This is a genomic window from Lysinibacillus sp. ZYM-1 (assembly GCF_001308875.1).
Lineage (GTDB): Bacteria > Bacillota > Bacilli > Bacillales_A > Planococcaceae > Lysinibacillus.
The window spans coordinates 1-17,824 of sequence record NZ_KQ465146.1; the positions used below are offsets into that span (position 1 = coordinate 1).

The window sequence follows — 17,824 nt, forward strand, 5'->3', positions numbered from 1 at the left end:
CGTATTCAATTGAAATTAAACAACCAGTCTCCAATTAATTATCGGAAACTGGTTGGGTGATGCTTTTTTGAGACTGTCTCACTAATGGGGTTCAGTCCCTAGTGACCATTCTTTTTTACTATACTAATTCCTGTTCAAACTTTTCAATCTCACCAAGTGTATCTGCAAACCATATTCCAACGAATCTTGAGGGAACAGCCTCATCGAAATAATCTCCATCGTAAAATGATAACGGAATTAACGCTCCCTGCTCAATAAACTTCTTGATTGTTTGAAAGAAGAACCCATTCTTTTGGGGACTTTGTGCTGCATAGGAGGCAAACTTATTGATAGGTTTACCTAAAGCATCATGAAACATCAGCATAGAGGTGGAACCATTTTGACGAAAATTCAAATCGATTGCCTGAACATCACCAGCCTCTGTGACAATTAAATCAAAGCCTGCCACACCCACAAAACCTTCGGCTACGCCTCGTTCCATAATATGTCTGCCTACTTCAATTACTTTTTCAGGTACTTCATCCACAATAACATTCCCTTGATAAATGCCATTGTCATCAGTAATCTGCTGGGAAGCACCTAAGTATTGAATGCCTAGCTCCTCTGAGTAGACAAATTGGCAGCTAAAATTGTCCTTTGTCTGTAATAGCTCCTCAATTATTATACTCTCCGTTCCAGTCATTCGAAATTGCCGTAAGCCCTCTGTCAGCTCCTCTTTATTATGACAAATGATGACTCCATAGCCCCCAGAAGTTGGGGAATCATCTCCCGGCTTAAGAACGACAGGTGGTCGCCAATTTTTTATGGCATCCGAGAGTCTATAAGTTTCTACATTTAAACGACTTGGAACAAATTTGCTATCGATTAAGTGATCGATATATGCTTTAGTATTCAATTCATTAAATTTCTCAGCGTCCATCCAATAGCATTGACGATCCATATGCTCCAAGTCATGTATATACTGACATACAATCGTCTTGTCATCCTCACACCAAGATCGGATTTGAGCTAAATATTCCTCCTTAGTTTCATAGCTATAAGATTGTTCGACCCATGGTAACCCTGCTAATCGATGTAATTCTTGGGCTTTTTCCGTTTGCGTGGCTCGGTGCACCAATACAGGAATATCAGCAATCGCTACTTCTCTAGAGGTTAGGGCATCCAGCTTATGAGGATCGTCCATCATCCATGGATTATCACTATACGGTGTTCTTGGTGTATACACAGCATTCTCCCCATAGATTTGTTTTAGTGTATATTTTGGTTTCAAGTAGATTACCCTCTTTCAATTTTTAAGTACTCTACCCTTCCACATATTTTTTGACACTTTTTAATAGAAAAAACAAACTTAATCATCATTAAAAATCCATTAATGCCCAATTATTCTGTAGATTGGACTAATAATTTTTTTAAGTGCATTTTCACCTGTGGCCATTCTTCTAAAGTGATACTATACATGACAGTATGACGAATAGTCCCATCCTTGCGAATCATGTGATTTCGTAATATACCCTCTTTCGTTACACCAATACGTTCAATAGCCTTTTGAGAACGAATATTTTCATGGTCAGTTTTTATTTGAACTCGTTGCAATTGAAGGATTTCGAAACAGTATTGTAATAAGAGATATTTACAATTGGTATTCATAGGGGTACGCCAGTAAGCAGGTGTTAGCCATGTAGTTCCTATTTCAAGTCGCTGATGTTTATCATCAATATCCATAAATCGAGTAGACCCTATAATATCTCCTGTTTTTTTATCCACAATAACAAAAGGAAATTCTGTTTTTCCGTGTCTCGTAATTAACGCATTTTCCACAAAGTTATTCACATCCTCCATTCTTTCAATAGTTATGGACATATGTGACCAAATTTCTGGATAACTCGCTGCCTCTAAGATCCCTGGTAAATCGTTCAACTCTAAAGGCTTTAGTTTAACCATTTCATTTTCTAATGCGATAAATTCCATTACGTTTCACTCCTTTTTTAGTTATTAAACGGCAAAATTGATATGATAGATAGAACCAATTATTAAAAATTAAACCATACCAGAGGAGGTTTTTCTTGTGGAGCTATCCATATCATTTACGGGAGATTCAGCTAAATACTTACAAATTTATGAAGAAATTAGGCAATCTATTTTAACTAAAAGATTACTAGCTCATAGGCAATTACCCTCTAAACGAACTCTTGCTCAAACACTCGATGTAAGTGTACATACTGTGAAGGAGGCCTATGAACAATTACTGGCAGAAGGTTATGTTTATAGTAAAGAGCGTGCGGGTTATTTTATTGCTCCCTTTGAATTTGATTGGTTGCAACAAGTACAGCAGCAGAATCCTCCGACAAGCACAATCATCTCAAACGACGTTCACTATGATTTTCATAACGGACATGTGGATAACGAGGCTTTTCCCTATTCAATTTGGCATAAGCTACTGAAAAAACACTTAAACAACAATAATTTATCAACAAGTCCATGGGAAGGAGAGCTAGTTTTACGATCCGAAATTGCGCGCTATGTAGAACGTTCACGTGGCGTTATTTGTGATGCATCTCAGGTGTTTATTTATTGCGGTACCCAAAGCCAACTTCAGGCTCTTAGTCACTTTTTCGGTCCCCTGACTCGCGTAGGAATTGAAGAACCTGGTTTTAAACGAGTACGTGCTACTTTACAACAGTGCGGGTTGTCTACAGAGGCAATCCCTGTGGATAACGCTGGCATAACTCTCCCTCAAAAAACAATTCACATGTTATACACAACACCGGCTCATCAATTTCCTTTAGGCATGATTATGACAATAGAGAGAAGAGCTGCATTGTTGCAATGGGCAAACTTGAACGAGGCATACATTATAGAAGATGACTATGATTCAGAATTTCGTTATAAGGGACTCCCTATTCCCTCTTTAGCAAAAATGGACCAGCTTCAGCGAGTTATCTATTTTGGGACATTCTCGAAAACGCTGCTTCCATCTTTACGAATTAGTTATATGATTCTACCAAAGTCTCTAATCGCATCATTTATAACCTTTAACCATGAACAAAAATCAGTTGTCTCTAGAATTGATCAGCTTGTTTTAGCTGATTTCATTGCACAAGGGCAATTCGATAAACATTTAGCGAAAATGCGTACCGTTTATCGTAAAAAACAACAAACATTACTAACAGCTATCTCCACTCATTTTTCGGAGGAATTCCAAGTCATTGGTGAAAAATCTGGGCTGCATATTGTTATGAAGTTACCTGAAAGACTCTCTGAGAAAAAAGCGATTCAGCTTGCCCAAGAGATCGGTATTCGTGTCTATCCATGTTCTACCTCCTATCAGCACGGTACAGATGATGTTCTGGTCATTTTAGGCTACGGGGGACTGACGCTGCAGCAAATTAATGACGGTATTGCACTTCTTGCCGCTGTTTGGCAATAACATGTCATTTGTCGAAATTATATAGAAATCAGTTACGCCTTTGCGTAATGGCGTCCAAATGGTTTCGAGCTTGCTTGCCTGAAATGCTCCTCTTCCAAATCTATGACCTTCCGCCAGGGATTTTATTTTGATTCAGCATTCTTTTCGTCACCTATTGGAGTAGGAGCCTACTGTACATGACGGTTCGCTTTCGGTAAAAAACAGCTGCTGAATCAACATAAAACGAAACTTTATTTAATATTTTTCGTATGTAAAGGTAAATGGACACATAAGGGGATTAGATAATAATGGAGAGCCGTGAGCTATTAGAACAGCACTTGCAAGAAATTCAAGAATGGGAAAAAGATCAAAAGGATTTATGGTTTTGGGAAAAATTAGGTAGAATACCGTTTAAGCTTTTAGATAAAATGACACCTGCTTTTATTCAAAATAAAATTGCATTATTAGTTGATGAATTAGGGAATTATATACAATCAGGTGGAAAATACTTAATCAATGAACAAGCCATGATACAAAAGATCCGTCATCATTCTTCTACACAGCATATTTTGGCCATTTCAGATATTGGTCAGATTCCATTGGAGGATATGATCACCCTTAGTGATAAATTACAAAATGAGCGTGTAAAATTTGCAACCGTACAGGGTGCTTCAACCGGCTTTGGCGGAATATTTACCTTGGCTATTGATATTCCTGTTATTTTAGGAACGGCATTAAAAACATTGCAAGAAATTGCTATTATCCATGGCTATGATCCTAATGATAAAATGGAGCGTATTTTTATTGTGAAATGCCTGCAGTTTACTTCTGCAGATATTGTCGGTAAGGAAGCCATTTTACAAGAGCTTTCTTCTATGAATAGTACGAATAAGGCTTCTGACAATATGATTTCTCAGCTTCAAGGCTGGCAGGAGGTATTTTATACATACCGAGATCAACTAGGATGGAAAAAGCTGTTTCAAATGATTCCTATTGCTGGGATGGTTTTCGGTGCTTTTGCTAATAAAGGAATGATTCAAGATGTTGCTGAAACGGGCATTATGCTTTATAGAAAAAGACGTATTTATGAAAAATTGAATGAAGTAGAAAGTTGATACAACCAAGATGACACTCTTACTTATTTGAGCGTCATCTTCCCTTCATTTCTATACTTTAATTAATATTTTTCCTTGATGCTGACGGCTTTCCATCAGTTCATGAGCCTTTTGCATGTCCTCTAATGAAAATATTTTTGCAATGGGCACTTGGAAACTATCCTCTTTTAATAAAATAAAAATATCTTGGGCCACTTGTTGTAACATTTCAGGCTTTGAGGATCTAGTCGTACCTAAGCTAAATCCTTTTATATTGCGGCAGCTACTATGTAAATCCGATGTTTTGATAGTTCCTGACTTGCCTCCACTATTACCAAACTGTACGAGTGTACCATATGGTGCTAAGCAACTTAAACTTTCCTCTGTTATTGCTCCCGCAATCGAATCAAACACAATATCGACCCCAAGTTCAGCTGTTAAGTCCTGAACATGCAAACTAAATTGATCGTATGTCAGAACATGGTCTGCCCCAAGCTGATAAGCTATTGGTGCCTTTTCCAAATTACTTACCGTCCCAATAATTTGTTTAGCGCCTAGCTTTTTGGCCATTTGAATAAGCATTGTCCCTACTCCACCAGATGCAGCATGAATTAAGACTGAATCATTCTGACTAATTGGTGCTATCTGATGTGTTAAAATATACGACAAAAATGACACAGTTGGAACAGCTGCTACCTTTTCTATTGGTACATCGCATGGGACTTTAAAAACCAATTGTTCCTTTGCTACGACATACTCTGCATAAGCCCCATTTGTCGGAAATGCTATGACTTGGTCACCCTTTTGAAAATCGCTGCTATCATCAAAAACCTCTTCTACAATACCCGCAACATCTAAGCCAAGAATCATTGGAAAATTTCCTTTAGCCTTATTACCTGTGCGATTTTTGATATCTGCAAAGTTCACGCTTGTATAGGTTGTGCGTATTAGGATTTCTCCTGTAGAGATTGTAGGCTTAGGATATTCCGTATATGTTAAAACATCAGAAGCACCAAACTCAGTAATTAGTATAGTCTTCATTAATTTCTCCCTCCCTGTTATATTAAATTATAAACTAAATTTACAAAGAATGGATTAATACCCATAAAAATTAAACCAAAACGAAAGACATACAATGGCATATCTTATGATTTTTTTGATAGAGATAGTGATAAGATTTGTTTTATGTTATCTGGAACAGGCTATAGCTATGAGAAACCTATCCTTTATTATTCACGGTCACTAATGCTAGAGCTTGGCTATGATGTTATTCAAATCAACTATTCATTTGAACAACAACTGTTCGAGCAGAAACCACAAGCCATATCAAATAGGGTTTATAGTGTTGTCGATCCTATTGTAGAATACTTCTTAGAAACAAAACCTTATACAAATGCCGTTTACATAGGAAAATCATTAGGCACCTTGCCTATTATAGACTGTTATATGCAACAGTCTTCTTCAATGCCTACTCGGTATGTACTCTTAACACCATTGTTGTCACTGGAACATACAATGGCTAATCTATAAGACAGACAGGCATTTTTATCAATTGGTACAGCAGACCCACATTTTTCGCAGGAAAAAATAGCTCAGCTTACTACACTTAATCTTGCCGTTTTTGATGGCCTTAATCATTCCCTTGAAGATGCTTCCAATATCGTCAATACCATTCAATTTTGCGCGTCACTTTTAACACAACTAAAAGAATTCATTCAGGAGAACTGATAATTTTTTTAACCTGGTGCTTTACCAAAATTATCTATATATGCTACACTATCCAAAATACAGTGAAGAGAAGAGTAAATAAGGCTGTTCTTCCCAGAGAGCTCGGGTTGCTGAAAACGAGCAAGAACGAATTATTGAAACAAGTCTCAGAGTAGCGCATTGGATTTCTATTGGAATGATGGTGCGACGGGAACTCCCGTTATAGAGTTACAGTATAAGCATAAATTAATGTCGTACTGAAAAGGCTGTTATGGTGACATAATAGTGAACTAGGGTGGCACCACGTGAGTATAAATTCTTCCATCTCGTCCCTAAGACTAATGTCTTGGGGGTGGGATTTTTTTTTTGCAAAACAAGTTTTGTTGAAGGAGGAATTTATATGAACAAGTCTTTAGAGTCATGGCGCTATCCAGTTATCTTATTATGTAGTATCGGTGTTTCTAGTATTGGTGGATGGATCTATTTTATTGCTTTAAACCTTATTGTACTCAATCTTACAGAATCAGCACTTGCTGTGTCTGGCTTGTATATTGTAAGAGCTCTCTCATCATTATTTACTAATTTTTGGTCAGGTAGCTTAATAGATCGTTTTAATAAGAAATATCTAATGATTATGTTGAGTTTTTGTCAGTCCTTACTTATTGTCATACTTCCTTGCTTCTCTAGCTTAGTGTGGATTTATGTTTTAGTCTTTATCATTACAGCTGCTGGTTCTATGTATCATCCAACCTCTATGACTTATATCACTAAATTGATACCAATAGAGCAAAGGAAACGTTTTAATTCATTACGCAGTCTGCTAGACTCTGGAGCTTTTCTGACTGGTCCCGCTATTGCTGGTTTTCTATTTACGCTCGGTACACCTAATATGGCTATATACTTAAACGCAATTGCTTTATTTTTATCAGCCTGTATAACCATTAAGATGCCAAACGTTGAAATACATGAACAGCTAGGTTTTGTTCATAGTACAGAAAAAACGTCATTTTCTAAGATATTGCTCCATGATTGGAAGCTGGTCATACATTTTAGCTTAAAAAATACCTATATTATGACGGTCTATTTGTTATTCAGTGCCACCATTGTATTGATGACGGCGACTGATTCTTTAGAAGCCGCTTTTGCAACTCAAGTACTCGCTTTATCTGAGGGGGAATATGGAGTTTTGGTCAGTATCGCGGGTGTCGGTGTACTAATTGGTTCTCTGACTAATTCAGTAGTTGTTGAAAAAGTGTCTACTGCTTGGTTAATTGGCATGGGTTCCGTGATGACAGCGTTCGGCTACTTACTGTTTACTTCATCCTATACCTTTTTTATTGCGGCATTAGGTTGCTTCTTTTTATCATTTGCAATGGCATTTGCTAATACAGGTTTTTATACCTTTTATCAAAATAATATCCCTGCCGAAAGTATGGGACGCATAGGGAGCATTTATGGTTTTTTCGAAGCCCTTTCCATCATAATTTTGACAGCGGTATTTGGGGTTACTGCTGAAATCATTTCAATACGATTTGTAGTCTTGTGTGCATCTATTGTGATGTTGATTGTTGCTACCGTTTTATTCATTTTAAATGTACGCCCTGCTAAAGCTCCTTTGTATCAAAATACTTCTGAACCGCATAACTAAGAAAAACAAAAATAGGTCGTTTCCTTGAACGGAAAAGACCTATTTACATATGCCCTAGTTCTTGTGAAAGAAGGTGAGCAGCTCTTGTTACTTCCTTTGCAATACTCTCTAGTTTTTCAGCATCCGTATCATACTCAAAACACTCTGCGCTGATTGCTGCAATTGGTTCCTCATTTAAATCAAAAACAGGTGCGGCCACTGAAACGGTTCCCTTTGTTTTTTCCCCATAGCTAATAGAGTACCCCTTTTCTTTTATGACACTCAGTTGCTCCATTAACTCAATTTTTTCAAGATCATTTATATTTTTAAAGAAGCCAGTTTGCACTTCTTTTTTGGAGAATGCAAGTAAGACTTTATTAGCGGCTCCAATTGGATAGGGAATTTTTTCACCTATCATATCAATAATACGTACATTTTTGGGGCTATCTACACGGTCTATAATAATAGAGTTATATAGTTTTGGAATATTTAAATATGCTGTTTCCCGAACATTATTTGCAAGCTCTTCTAATAAAGGATGTGCTTTTTCTCGAATGTTTGTATGATGATACATTTTCATTCCAAGCTGTAACCATGTATTCCCTAAACGAAATTCCTTTTTTTCCTCATTTCTTTCTACTAAATCAAAACTTTCTAATGTGTACAATAAACGATAAATTGTACTGCTAGGTAAGTCTGTTTCATTATATATATCTTGAACAGAAAAGAATCGCTTAGGATTTTTGGCTAGTACATTAATAATCATCATTGCTCTTTCAATGGATTGAATCATCGCTCCTCCTCCTCCTTTTATTCATTTTAACGAATTTTTACTCATTTATATAGACTTGCAAGCCAATAAATTTATAAAAAAACACAGAATTTTATAAAAATTAAAATTGACGTTTACGTTTTTTTCTTATATGATGAATTATATTCCACAATACGGATTAATTTTCACATAACGAAACATTAAAGTAAATATGGTTGCTATTTTGAATGATATTTAATCGAACAAAAAAGGGGCAATATACATGTATCCACAACTAAGACAGTTACCCATCGCAATGCAAATTGAAGAGCTTACAAAAGAGTTAGTAAATATTAATAGTATTAATGGTACTCAAGGTGAAGGGAAAATTATCGAGACTATCTATGACAAAATGCGATTATTCCCCTACTACCAAGAAAACCCTATATTTCTTTGGATGACAAACGTTAAGCAGGACCCAATCGGACGCAAAAATCTTTTTGCCTTCGTTAAAAGTCCTAGCGAAACAAAAAAGACAATTATCTATCACTCTCATTTAGATACAGTTGATATCGAGGATTTTGGTCATTTAAAAGAGTTTGCTTTTTCTCCTACCCAGCTTGAGGAATTCTTTAAAACATTTGAAGGTAATGCTGATGTACAGAAGGATGCTCAGAGTGGCGATTGGATGTTTGGGCGCGGAGCTGTAGATATGAAAAGCGGGGCCGCAGTCCATATTGCGAATATTCAATATTTCACAAATCATCTTGATGAATTAGAGGGAAACTTACTACTTATTTTAAATGGTGGCGAAGAGGCAGAGCATAATGGGATTATTGATGCATTAGATGAACTAAATCGTTTAAAAATAGAACAAGAGCTAGATTTTCTAATGGCGATTAATACCGACTTTACAACACCTTTATACGGCGACGACCCACATCGTTATATATACACAGGGGTTGCTGGAAAGCTACTACCCTCCTTCTATATTTATGGCCGCGAGGTGCATGTTGGAGATACATTAAGTGGCATTGATCCCAATTATGTAGCCGCAAAAATTACGGAGCGTATTCATAATAATTTAGCATTGACTGAGCAAATTGCAGGTGAGACAATCCTTCCACCTACGTGCTTATACCAACGTGATACAAAAGAATCCTATACGGTTCAAACTGCATCTACAAGCCAGATTTATTTTAACTATTTTTTATATGAAGAATCACCAGATCATGTTGTTAATAAACTTAAGTCTGTCGCACAACAGGCATGTGCAGAGGCAGAGCAATATTTACAGCTTCAATATGAGCAATATATTGAACGCTCCAACGTACCTAAACGTCCATTATCATGGCACATAGAGGTTGTCACTTATGATGAACTTATTACTTACTTAAACGGAAAGGGCATTCAAACCGAACTCATTATCACTGACGTCCTGAAAAAAAGTGCAGGAAAAGAATTACGCCAACAGTCATTTGCGATCGTTGATGCCCTGCAAAAGGTAGATCCAGAGCACAAACCTCGTGTTGTTTTATTCTTTGCACCGCCATTCTTACCCCATAATTATTTAAAGGAAGATGTGGTAAGAGACCAATTATTAAAGCAAACCATTTCACAAGTCGCCCAGGAGGTAGCTAACGAAACAGGCGAGCCATTTCAAGTTAAGCGCTTTTTCCCATACTTAGCTGATGGAAGCTTCTTATCTATTCATGCTACACAAGAAGAACTAGATGAGTTGCTCAATAATTTCCCAAAATGGGATACCCTTTATCCCCTACCATTTGAGAAAATAAAAGCACTGAATATCCCTTCTGTTACAATGGGAGTATACGGAAAAGACGGCCACAAGTGGACAGAGAGAGTTTATAAGCCTTATTCCTTTGGCGTTCTACCAAAGCTAATACAGAAAGCCACAAAAGAAATATTCAAGTCCAATCATTAATGTCAAAAAAGCACCATTCTAATTTTGATTAGAATGGTGCTTTTTTTATGTATCAAGTAAAACTTCATTAATTTATATTGAATTAGGGAAACATTTTACCTTTTCAACTGCTTCTAGTAATTTTTTTGTGACAATCTCTGATTCATCAATATGGTCAGTTAATACTTTATTTGTATCATCAAATAGTGCAGTCGTCGTTTTAAACTTACTCATGACATCTTCAGTCGATATTTTTTGGCTATCAATATAGTGAAGCAATTCCTTCACTTCACTTTGCACATTCACGATAATTTGGAGTAATGCATTAATTTGTTCAGAAGTATCCGTACTTTTTTGAAGCCCCTCTGTCACTAATTGCATGTTATTTTTATTATCCTCATATGCTTCTGCTATTTGATCTTCAATTTTTTTCGTAAGATTCACAATATCCTCTGTGCTTGATTTTGTATTTTCAGCAAGCTTTCGCACTTCTTCTGCAACGACTGAAAACCCTTTTCCATGCTCACCGGCTCTCGCTGCTTCAATAGATGCATTTAATGCAAGTAGATTGGTTTGATTAGAAATCTCACTGATTACTTTTACGATATCTGTTATTTGCTTTGAACGTTCACTTAAATGATTCATACTATTGGTTGTTTTTCTTGATTGCTCACCTAGCTCATCAATGACATGCTGAACTTCTTTTACAGCTTGCTTACTTTCTATAGATAAAGAAACCATTTCATCTGATGAAACGATTAAAGAATTTCCTTTTTCAAGAGCATGTCCAGATATTGTATTGGATTCAATTGTGCTGTTTTCTACTCGATTAAACTCGTTTAAAATATTTGTTACCATTTCACCCAAAATGACATGTTGGTGATTAACTATATCATGTTGTCCAATCGTCGAAATTAACTCTTTATGTAATTCGTTTAGAAAAATTTGGAATTCATTATCCTTCTTATCCAACTTTGCATTCAATTCATCAATTTTTTCCTTAAATTGTTCTATATCTTCTCTTTTTGATTGAAATATCGTTAACACATGCCATCACTCCAGTAACTAGATTTGTATTAATTTTACTCTCTTTGAAGTAATTAATAAACAAATATCGTAAAAGTAAACTGTCCACAAAAAAATCCCACTTCTATCATAGCTTTTCCTGATAGAAGTGGGATTTTAATTTTTAGTATGCTAAACCAAATAGAGCTTTAATATGTGTTAAATAACGAATATTTGAAGCTTCTTTCATTAATGTTGCAGGAAGACCTTTAAGTTGTGTGTTGCTAGCACCAATCGTAGCAACGGCATCTTTACGGCCTAGACTTGCAAGTGTACCAGAGTTCACTGCTGAGAATGATTTCATCTCTTGATTTTTGTATTGTGCAAAGACATTATATCCAGCGAACTCACCCATTTGCCATGCAACTTGTGCAGTTGGCGCGTAAAGTGGACGACCACCGTCACCTGGTAATGCCACAGATGCGTCACCAATAACAAATACATCTTCATGTGATGTAGATTGTAGGAATTCATTAATTGTTGCTTTACCGCGATCAGCTGCAAGACCTGATTCACCTACTAGTGGAAGTGGTGCTACCCCACCAGTCCATACAAGTGTGTTTGCAACAATTGGTTCACGGTCTTTTAGCGAAATAACGTTGCCGTCAACACCAGTTACAGGTGTACCCGTGATAAATTCTACACCACGTTTTGTTAAGCTTTCAGTAGCACGTTGGATAAGTGTATCCGGAAGTACTGGTAAGATCTTTGGACCTGCTTCAACAAGTTTAATTTTAAGATCAGCAAAGTTAACACCGTGTTTTGCAGCGATTTTCGGGAAGTTGTCCACGATTTCACCAACAAGCTCAACACCTGTTAAACCGCCACCACCGATAACGATTGTTGCATCCGCTTCATCTTTAGATTGTGCATATGCTTTAATGCGATCTTCGATATGTTTGTTAATTTTATTGGCATCATTTACTGATTTAAGAACCATTGAGTTTTCTTCTAATCCAGGGATACCGAAGAAACCAGTTTGGCTTCCTAAAGATACTACAAGTGTATCGTAAGTTAATGTATAGCCATTATCTAGATCAACTTTTTTATTATCTACATTGAATTTCGTTACTTTTGCAATGTGTAGATCGATGTCTAAACCTTTAAAGATTTTTTTAAGTGGTAATGCAACAGCACCTTCTGCAATTGTACCACCAGCTAAACGGTGAAGCTCTGTGATAATTTGGTGTGTTGGGAATTGGTTTACTACAGTAATTTTAGCTTCATCAGCTGATAAATACTTACGTGCTGTTAATGCAGTTAAAACGCCCGCGTAACCAGCACCTAAGATGACGATTTCTTTTGACATGATTAATTAATCCTCCGTCCTTACGAATTGAATTTACCTTGAGTCTTATTTAGCTTTGCGTTCTGCGTTTACTTGTAAGAATGCATTAACAAAACGGAAAACATTTTGAACTTGAGGGTCTTTTAACATTTTCACTAGACCGAATAAACCAATTACTTCATGGCTTTCAGATGCACGGTCTTTCGCTTCAATTGCAGTTGCTGCAAGATTTTTCGCAGAGTCTACTACAGGGCCAGCCATTTCTGTTACTGCTCCAACAGTATCGTTTTTAAGCACTTCATCTGTCGCAACAGCTTGAGCAAACTCGTATGATTTCGTTAATAATGTCATCATTTCCGTTAACTTTGGTAATTGCTCAACTAAAGTTGTAAGAGATTCTTGCACTTCAGGCTTTAATAATTGATCTAGGACATCTAATTGTTCTTTACTCACAGTTACTTGCTCAGCCTGTGTTTGGTTGTTCGTTTCTGACATTTTGAACTCTCCTTTGCCATCGCTAGTACTATTTTTTATTGCTTACATGTAAAAAAGACCATTAAGGTAAAACTTAACAGTCGTTACAGCGTATATCTTACACATTCACCAGTCTCAAGGGCTGGATAGCGTTTCGTATGACTTGTTATTACAATGTTAACTTTAAGTCGCAAAAAGCGCATCATAATACCATCCTTATCTTGTCTTGGTGACATTACAACCTTCATTATAAGACTGTTTGTACATTATTTCAATGTGCTAAATCACAATTTCGACAATCTTTTCAAAATTCATTGATTTTGGCAAATATTTATTGCAATTTCGTTTTCATTTTGTCCTCTGTAGTTGAAAAATGCAATCGGACCTCTCGTAGGTTATTATTCTTCATCTTTAATCTCTTTGTCACATTCAAGATTTCCAATTAAACTCCAACGGAATACCAAAAAAAATCAACTATTTCTTTTGCCGCCATAGCTTCGGTAAGAAACAATCTGTTCTCTTCTCCATCTTTAAAATAGCCAACAGACATTAATGCCATGAAGGTATGGGCAAAAAAAGTGGAATTCCCTTTTCTGATGGTTCCCTTGTCCATTTCAATTTGCATAACTTGCTCAATTGTTTGATACATTTCATTTTCGGATGCTTGTACTTGTTTCAACTGAGATTCCGATAAATTGATGCTAGCCTCTTTCATAAAATTTTTCATATCAATATCGATAGTAGCTGATAAATGAACTTCAACGAGCTGCTCGAGGCGTTCTTTAAATGGTTTGTGTTGCTCCAAAATTTGTAAAATAGATAACTTGATGCGATCCATCATAGCGATTAGTGCAGATGTATATAATTCGCCTTTAGTTGGGTAGTAGTAATAGATGGTCGCCTTTGTTACGTTACAAGCCTTTGCTACATCATCCATCGAAATATTTTTGTAGCCTTCTTTAATAAAAAGTTTAGTAGCCGTCTCAAGGACTAGATCTTTTGTCGGTTTCGCATTTTCATCATGGCGAGGTCTTCCAAGAACACGCGGTATCTGCTTCAACAAGTTCGCCTCCTTTATAAATAAGCATTCTTTTTACACATATTATAACATATCAGTATTTCTAGATTGATTAATTAACCTTCTAGTATATATAATTAAATCACTTACATGAAACGGAGGTCTTCACATGAAAAAACATCCACTTGAGCAATGGGGCTCAATGGTTGCAAGTAAAAAGGGGCGTATATTAGCACTAGCCTTTTGGGTGTTATTAGTCGTTGTGCTATCGTTTGCTTGGCCACAAATCAATAGCATCGAAAGTGAATCGGGCAAAAACTTACCTGACACTGAAATGTCTGAACAAGCTGCAGCAATGATTGCTGACCAATTTCCTAATGATGCAGGTACACCCTTATTATTGGTTTGGTATCGTGACAGTGGTCTAACCACTGAAGATTTTTCAGCAATACAAGGTGTTTACAATGCGCTTCAAACAAAGCCTTTAGCTCATCAAACGATTGTTCCACCATTTGATAAAATGCCACCTCAGGCTCTAACAGCTGCTGCTTCAGAAAATGGCACAACAATTGTTACTCCTGTATTCTTTGAAAAAGGTGTCGCTACAGATGCACTGCAGGATAGTTTAAATAATCTAACAAAAATAATGGAGAATAACCAAGTCCAATTAGATAAAGAACTCTCTAATGACATGCTTCATGTACGTTATTCAGGACCCGTTGGAATCGCCACTGATGCAGTCAGTTTATTCTCTCAGGCAGATGTAAAGCTATTGATAGCAACAGTATTACTCGTTTTAGTACTACTTATTATTATATATCGTTCCCCATTACTGGCCATTATTCCTTTACTTGTTGTAGGACTTGCCTACGGAGCGATTAGCCCTACCTTAGGTTTCTTTGCGGATCATGGATGGATTGATAAAGATTCACAAGCGGTCTCTATTATGACAGTTTTACTCTTTGGTGCAGGTACTGATTATTGTTTATTTTTGATATCTAAATATCGAGAAATTCTCTTCCAAGTTGAGGATAAGACTGTCGCTATGAAACTCGCTGTCAAAGAATCAGGTGGTGCTATTTTAATGAGTGCCCTGACGGTTGTCATTGGTTTAGCTACTCTAAGTCTTGCTCATTATGGGGCATTTCAACGCTTTGCCGTGCCATTTAGCTTTGGTGTGCTTGTAATGGGGATTGCAGCATTAGTCGTCCTCCCTGCTATTCTTGTCATCATCGGTCGTGTAGCTTTCTTCCCATTCATTCCACGCACAGAAGAGATGGCACATAGAAAAGGAAAGAAACAACATAAACCATCACATAAGATTAGTCATAAAATCGGACATTTTGTTACCCATAAACCATGGGTTGTTATTGCTGTAACAGTGATCTTACTTGGAGGATTGGCAGCGTTCGTTCCACGTATTCAGTATACGTTTGATTTACTTTCATCCTTCCCTAAAGATATGCCGTCGCGAGAAGGCTTTACTTTAATAGAAGAGAATTTTTCACCTGGCGAATTAGCACCCGTACAATTAGTGATTGACACAGAGGGTAATGCTATTAATTTACAACAGCAACTTTCTACAATCTCTTACATTGATGGTGTGGCAGATGTACAGATAGGCGAAAAAAATAATGACATTCAATTATATGAACTATCTTTAAACGCCAACCCCTATTCGAAGGAATCTTTGGCTCATATTCCTGAATTAAAGGCGGAAGTTGTCGAAATGCTGGAGCAAAAAGGACTCAGTAATGCTGACAAACATGTTTGGATTGGCGGAGAAACTGCTAGTCAATATGATACCCAACAGATAACCAAGCGTGATGAAACGGTTATCATGCCAACCATGATTGCTTTAATCGCGTTATTATTATTTGTTTATTTACGCTCCATTACTGCAACTGTTTACTTACTAGCAACGGTTATCATCTCTTACTTTGGAGCATTAGGCGCAGGATGGTTGATTTTACATCATATCATGGGTGCAGAAGCCATTTCTGGAGCTATTCCATTGTATTCATTCGTGTTCTTAGTAGCACTCGGAGAAGATTATAATATCTTTATGATTTCAGAGATTTGGAAAAAACGTAAAACAACTGATCATTTAACAGCTGTAGAAGAAGGTGTTGTACGAACAGGAAGTGTAATTACATCTGCTGGACTCATTTTAGCAGGTACTTTCGCAGTCTTAGCAACATTACCTATTCAGGTACTTGTTCAATTTGGTGTTGTAACAGCAATCGGTGTACTTCTCGATACATTCATTGTTCGACCATTGCTTGTTCCAGCAATCACAACGGTTCTAGGCAAATACGCATTTTGGCCGGGGAAATTATTCAAAAAAGAGGCCTAACATATAAAAATAACACGGATATTAGCATTCGTCAGAGTCAACTCCACTTGCTAATATTCGTGTTATTTTATGTATTAATACTAGAATCATTCATCATATATTTATACTAATATGAGCCTTATTTGATTTCTATTAAAGGAGTGATGTTCTTGGATTTTTCTAAATTACAGCAACGTTTCCCATTGCTAAGCCCCTTTTCAGGCAACATAGTAGAAAATTATGTATTTAATTTTGATAACGGGCTTTATGAAATACCGAAGTATACCATCACTCAAAATGAATTAGAGCTGTTACAAATATTCTCTGGCCCAATAGCTTTGCCAAATGAATATGATATGGTTTGGTTGGATTATTTTACAGGCAAAACTGATATTGCTCCCAAGGATATTCCTATGCATCGTTTGTTATTTCTTCATTTTGACAAAGTATTTTCTGCACCTACATTACTACGGACAGTCTTTGAAGCTTTTTTAGGAAAGAAAATATTACTGTTATCACTTAATCCCCAATTATTCATTATTATTGACTGCTGCGAGAGCGATGAATTATTAAATCTCACTCTTTATCTAGACCCTTTAATAGAAGATGTAGAGGCTCCATTTAAAATTTTTGTTTCTGATGTTTTATCAGACATGGTCATGACGAAGGAACGATTTAACTGGTATGTTCAACTTCAACATTCCATTTGGACTTATACAACAAAACATGTACTCACTCAACAGGATCTTTTAGTACCCTATATTACTCAACGCTTCAATTTCGAAGAGAAGAATATGTTTATCGCCTCTATTTTAAAAAGCGCAACATCTCAACCAGATCTACTATACACAATAAAACAATTGATTGAATATGAAGGAAATATCACATTGGCATCTAAAAAATTGTTTATGCACCGTAATACCCTCCAAAACCGATTAGAAAAGTTTCAGCAGCTAACACAAAAGGACATTCGCCAATTTACTCACCGATTAGAAGTATATCTTGCCATCACTTTCTTAGCTTCACATTAAAGCATACTGCACAATCTGTCACTTCAATACTGTGCACACTTTCTCTATCGCTGTATGAAGAAGTCAATTACAATGAAGGTATGACTTGCAAAGGGGTGTAGCGT

The 17,824-nt window shown here is 36.6% G+C and carries 15 protein-coding genes and 1 other annotated feature; of the genes, 7 read left to right on the forward strand and 8 right to left on the reverse strand.

Translation table 11 applies throughout. From position 1 onward, the window contains the following. Positions 1–118: 118 nt before the first annotated feature. Positions 119–1,270, reverse strand: a complete 1,152-nt coding sequence (locus AO843_RS21305) for an L-aspartate--L-methionine ligase LdmS (protein WP_054613082.1) — start codon at positions 1,268–1,270, stop codon at positions 119–121. Between the two features lie 110 nt (positions 1,271–1,380). Further along, positions 1,381–1,968 (reverse strand): GNAT family N-acetyltransferase, encoded by a 588-nt coding sequence (locus AO843_RS21310; RefSeq protein ID WP_054613083.1) that lies wholly within the window; start codon positions 1,966–1,968, stop codon positions 1,381–1,383. A 97-nt stretch (positions 1,969–2,065) separates the two neighbouring features. Between AO843_RS21310 and AO843_RS21315 the strand changes: the two genes are divergently transcribed. Together AO843_RS21315 and AO843_RS21320 are read left to right on the forward strand one after the other, a co-directional pair. After that, the gene (locus AO843_RS21315) at positions 2,066–3,427 is read left to right on the forward strand and encodes a MocR-like pyridoxine biosynthesis transcription factor PdxR (protein WP_054613084.1); all 1,362 of its coding nucleotides are present in this window, start codon (positions 2,066–2,068) and stop codon (positions 3,425–3,427) included. A gap of 287 nt (positions 3,428–3,714) precedes the next feature. Next, positions 3,715–4,521 (forward strand): EcsC family protein, encoded by an 807-nt coding sequence (locus AO843_RS21320; RefSeq protein WP_054613085.1) that lies wholly within the window; start codon positions 3,715–3,717, stop codon positions 4,519–4,521. Positions 4,522–4,572: 51 nt separating this feature from the next. On the opposite strand, the gene AO843_RS21325 is transcribed toward AO843_RS21320, so the two are convergent. Beyond that, positions 4,573–5,541 carry a quinone oxidoreductase family protein gene (locus AO843_RS21325; protein WP_054613086.1) on the reverse strand — a complete coding sequence of 323 codons (969 nt, stop codon included), beginning with the start codon at positions 5,539–5,541 and terminating at the stop codon, positions 4,573–4,575. 144 nt (positions 5,542–5,685) lie between these two features. On the opposite strand from AO843_RS21325, the gene AO843_RS25240 reads away from it, so the two are divergent. Then, positions 5,686–6,030 (forward strand): hypothetical protein, encoded by a 345-nt coding sequence (locus AO843_RS25240; protein WP_231630217.1) that lies wholly within the window; start codon positions 5,686–5,688, stop codon positions 6,028–6,030. Positions 6,031–6,281: 251 nt separating this feature from the next. Next, positions 6,282–6,544: a binding site (T-box leader), on the forward strand. 63 nt (positions 6,545–6,607) lie between these two features. Further along, positions 6,608–7,855, forward strand: a complete 1,248-nt coding sequence (locus AO843_RS21335) for an MFS transporter (RefSeq protein WP_054613087.1) — start codon at positions 6,608–6,610, stop codon at positions 7,853–7,855. Positions 7,856–7,898: 43 nt separating this feature from the next. Here the strand turns inward: AO843_RS21335 and AO843_RS21340 are convergent, their stop codons facing one another. Then, the gene (locus tag AO843_RS21340; protein WP_054613088.1) at positions 7,899–8,627 is read right to left on the reverse strand and encodes an IclR family transcriptional regulator; all 729 of its coding nucleotides are present in this window, start codon (positions 8,625–8,627) and stop codon (positions 7,899–7,901) included. 241 nt (positions 8,628–8,868) lie between these two features. Here AO843_RS21340 and AO843_RS21345 point away from each other — a divergent pair, with 241 nt between their 5' ends. Next, positions 8,869–10,530 carry a M20/M25/M40 family metallo-hydrolase gene (locus AO843_RS21345; RefSeq protein WP_054613089.1) on the forward strand — a complete coding sequence of 554 codons (1,662 nt, stop codon included), beginning with the start codon at positions 8,869–8,871 and terminating at the stop codon, positions 10,528–10,530. Between the two features lie 72 nt (positions 10,531–10,602). Here AO843_RS21345 and AO843_RS21350 read toward each other — a convergent pair whose 3' ends face one another. The 4 genes from AO843_RS21350 to AO843_RS21365 form a co-directional block, all read right to left on the reverse strand. Next, positions 10,603–11,556 carry a methyl-accepting chemotaxis protein gene (locus tag AO843_RS21350; protein WP_054613090.1) on the reverse strand — a complete coding sequence of 318 codons (954 nt, stop codon included), beginning with the start codon at positions 11,554–11,556 and terminating at the stop codon, positions 10,603–10,605. Between the two features lie 142 nt (positions 11,557–11,698). Next, positions 11,699–12,883, reverse strand: coding sequence for an NAD(P)/FAD-dependent oxidoreductase (locus AO843_RS21355; RefSeq protein ID WP_054613091.1), 1,185 nt, complete (start codon positions 12,881–12,883; stop codon positions 11,699–11,701). 45 nt (positions 12,884–12,928) lie between these two features. Continuing rightward, entirely contained in the window at positions 12,929–13,357 is a 429-nt protein-coding gene (locus AO843_RS21360) for a helical membrane plugin domain-containing protein (RefSeq protein ID WP_054613092.1), read from the reverse strand. 421 nt (positions 13,358–13,778) lie between these two features. Then, positions 13,779–14,396: a TetR/AcrR family transcriptional regulator gene (locus tag AO843_RS21365; RefSeq protein WP_054613093.1), complete on the reverse strand. Its 618-nt coding sequence runs from the start codon at positions 14,394–14,396 to the stop codon at positions 13,779–13,781. 127 nt (positions 14,397–14,523) lie between these two features. Between AO843_RS21365 and AO843_RS21370 the strand changes: the two genes are divergently transcribed. Then, positions 14,524–16,710, forward strand: coding sequence for an MMPL family transporter (locus tag AO843_RS21370; RefSeq protein ID WP_054613094.1), 2,187 nt, complete (start codon positions 14,524–14,526; stop codon positions 16,708–16,710). 149 nt (positions 16,711–16,859) lie between these two features. After that, on the forward strand, positions 16,860–17,720 hold the full coding sequence (locus AO843_RS21375) for a PucR family transcriptional regulator (protein WP_054613095.1): 861 nt from the start codon (positions 16,860–16,862) through the stop codon (positions 17,718–17,720). Positions 17,721–17,824: the final 104 nt, after the last annotated feature.

Coding starts and splice junctions, on each gene's coding strand:
- AO843_RS25240 (WP_231630217.1), top strand. CDS start 5,686: ATGTTATCTGGAACAGGCTATAGCTATGAGAAACCTATCCTTTATTAT.
- AO843_RS21320 (WP_054613085.1), top strand. CDS start 3,715: ATGGAGAGCCGTGAGCTATTAGAACAGCACTTGCAAGAAATTCAAGAA.
- AO843_RS21335 (WP_054613087.1), top strand. CDS start 6,608: ATGAACAAGTCTTTAGAGTCATGGCGCTATCCAGTTATCTTATTATGT.
- AO843_RS21345 (WP_054613089.1), top strand. CDS start 8,869: ATGTATCCACAACTAAGACAGTTACCCATCGCAATGCAAATTGAAGAG.
- AO843_RS21360 (WP_054613092.1), bottom strand. CDS start 13,357: ATGTCAGAAACGAACAACCAAACACAGGCTGAGCAAGTAACTGTGAGT.
- AO843_RS21370 (WP_054613094.1), top strand. CDS start 14,524: ATGAAAAAACATCCACTTGAGCAATGGGGCTCAATGGTTGCAAGTAAA.
- AO843_RS21340 (WP_054613088.1), bottom strand. CDS start 8,627: ATGATTCAATCCATTGAAAGAGCAATGATGATTATTAATGTACTAGCC.
- AO843_RS21310 (WP_054613083.1), bottom strand. CDS start 1,968: ATGGAATTTATCGCATTAGAAAATGAAATGGTTAAACTAAAGCCTTTA.
- AO843_RS21325 (WP_054613086.1), bottom strand. CDS start 5,541: ATGAAGACTATACTAATTACTGAGTTTGGTGCTTCTGATGTTTTAACA.
- AO843_RS21355 (WP_054613091.1), bottom strand. CDS start 12,883: ATGTCAAAAGAAATCGTCATCTTAGGTGCTGGTTACGCGGGCGTTTTA.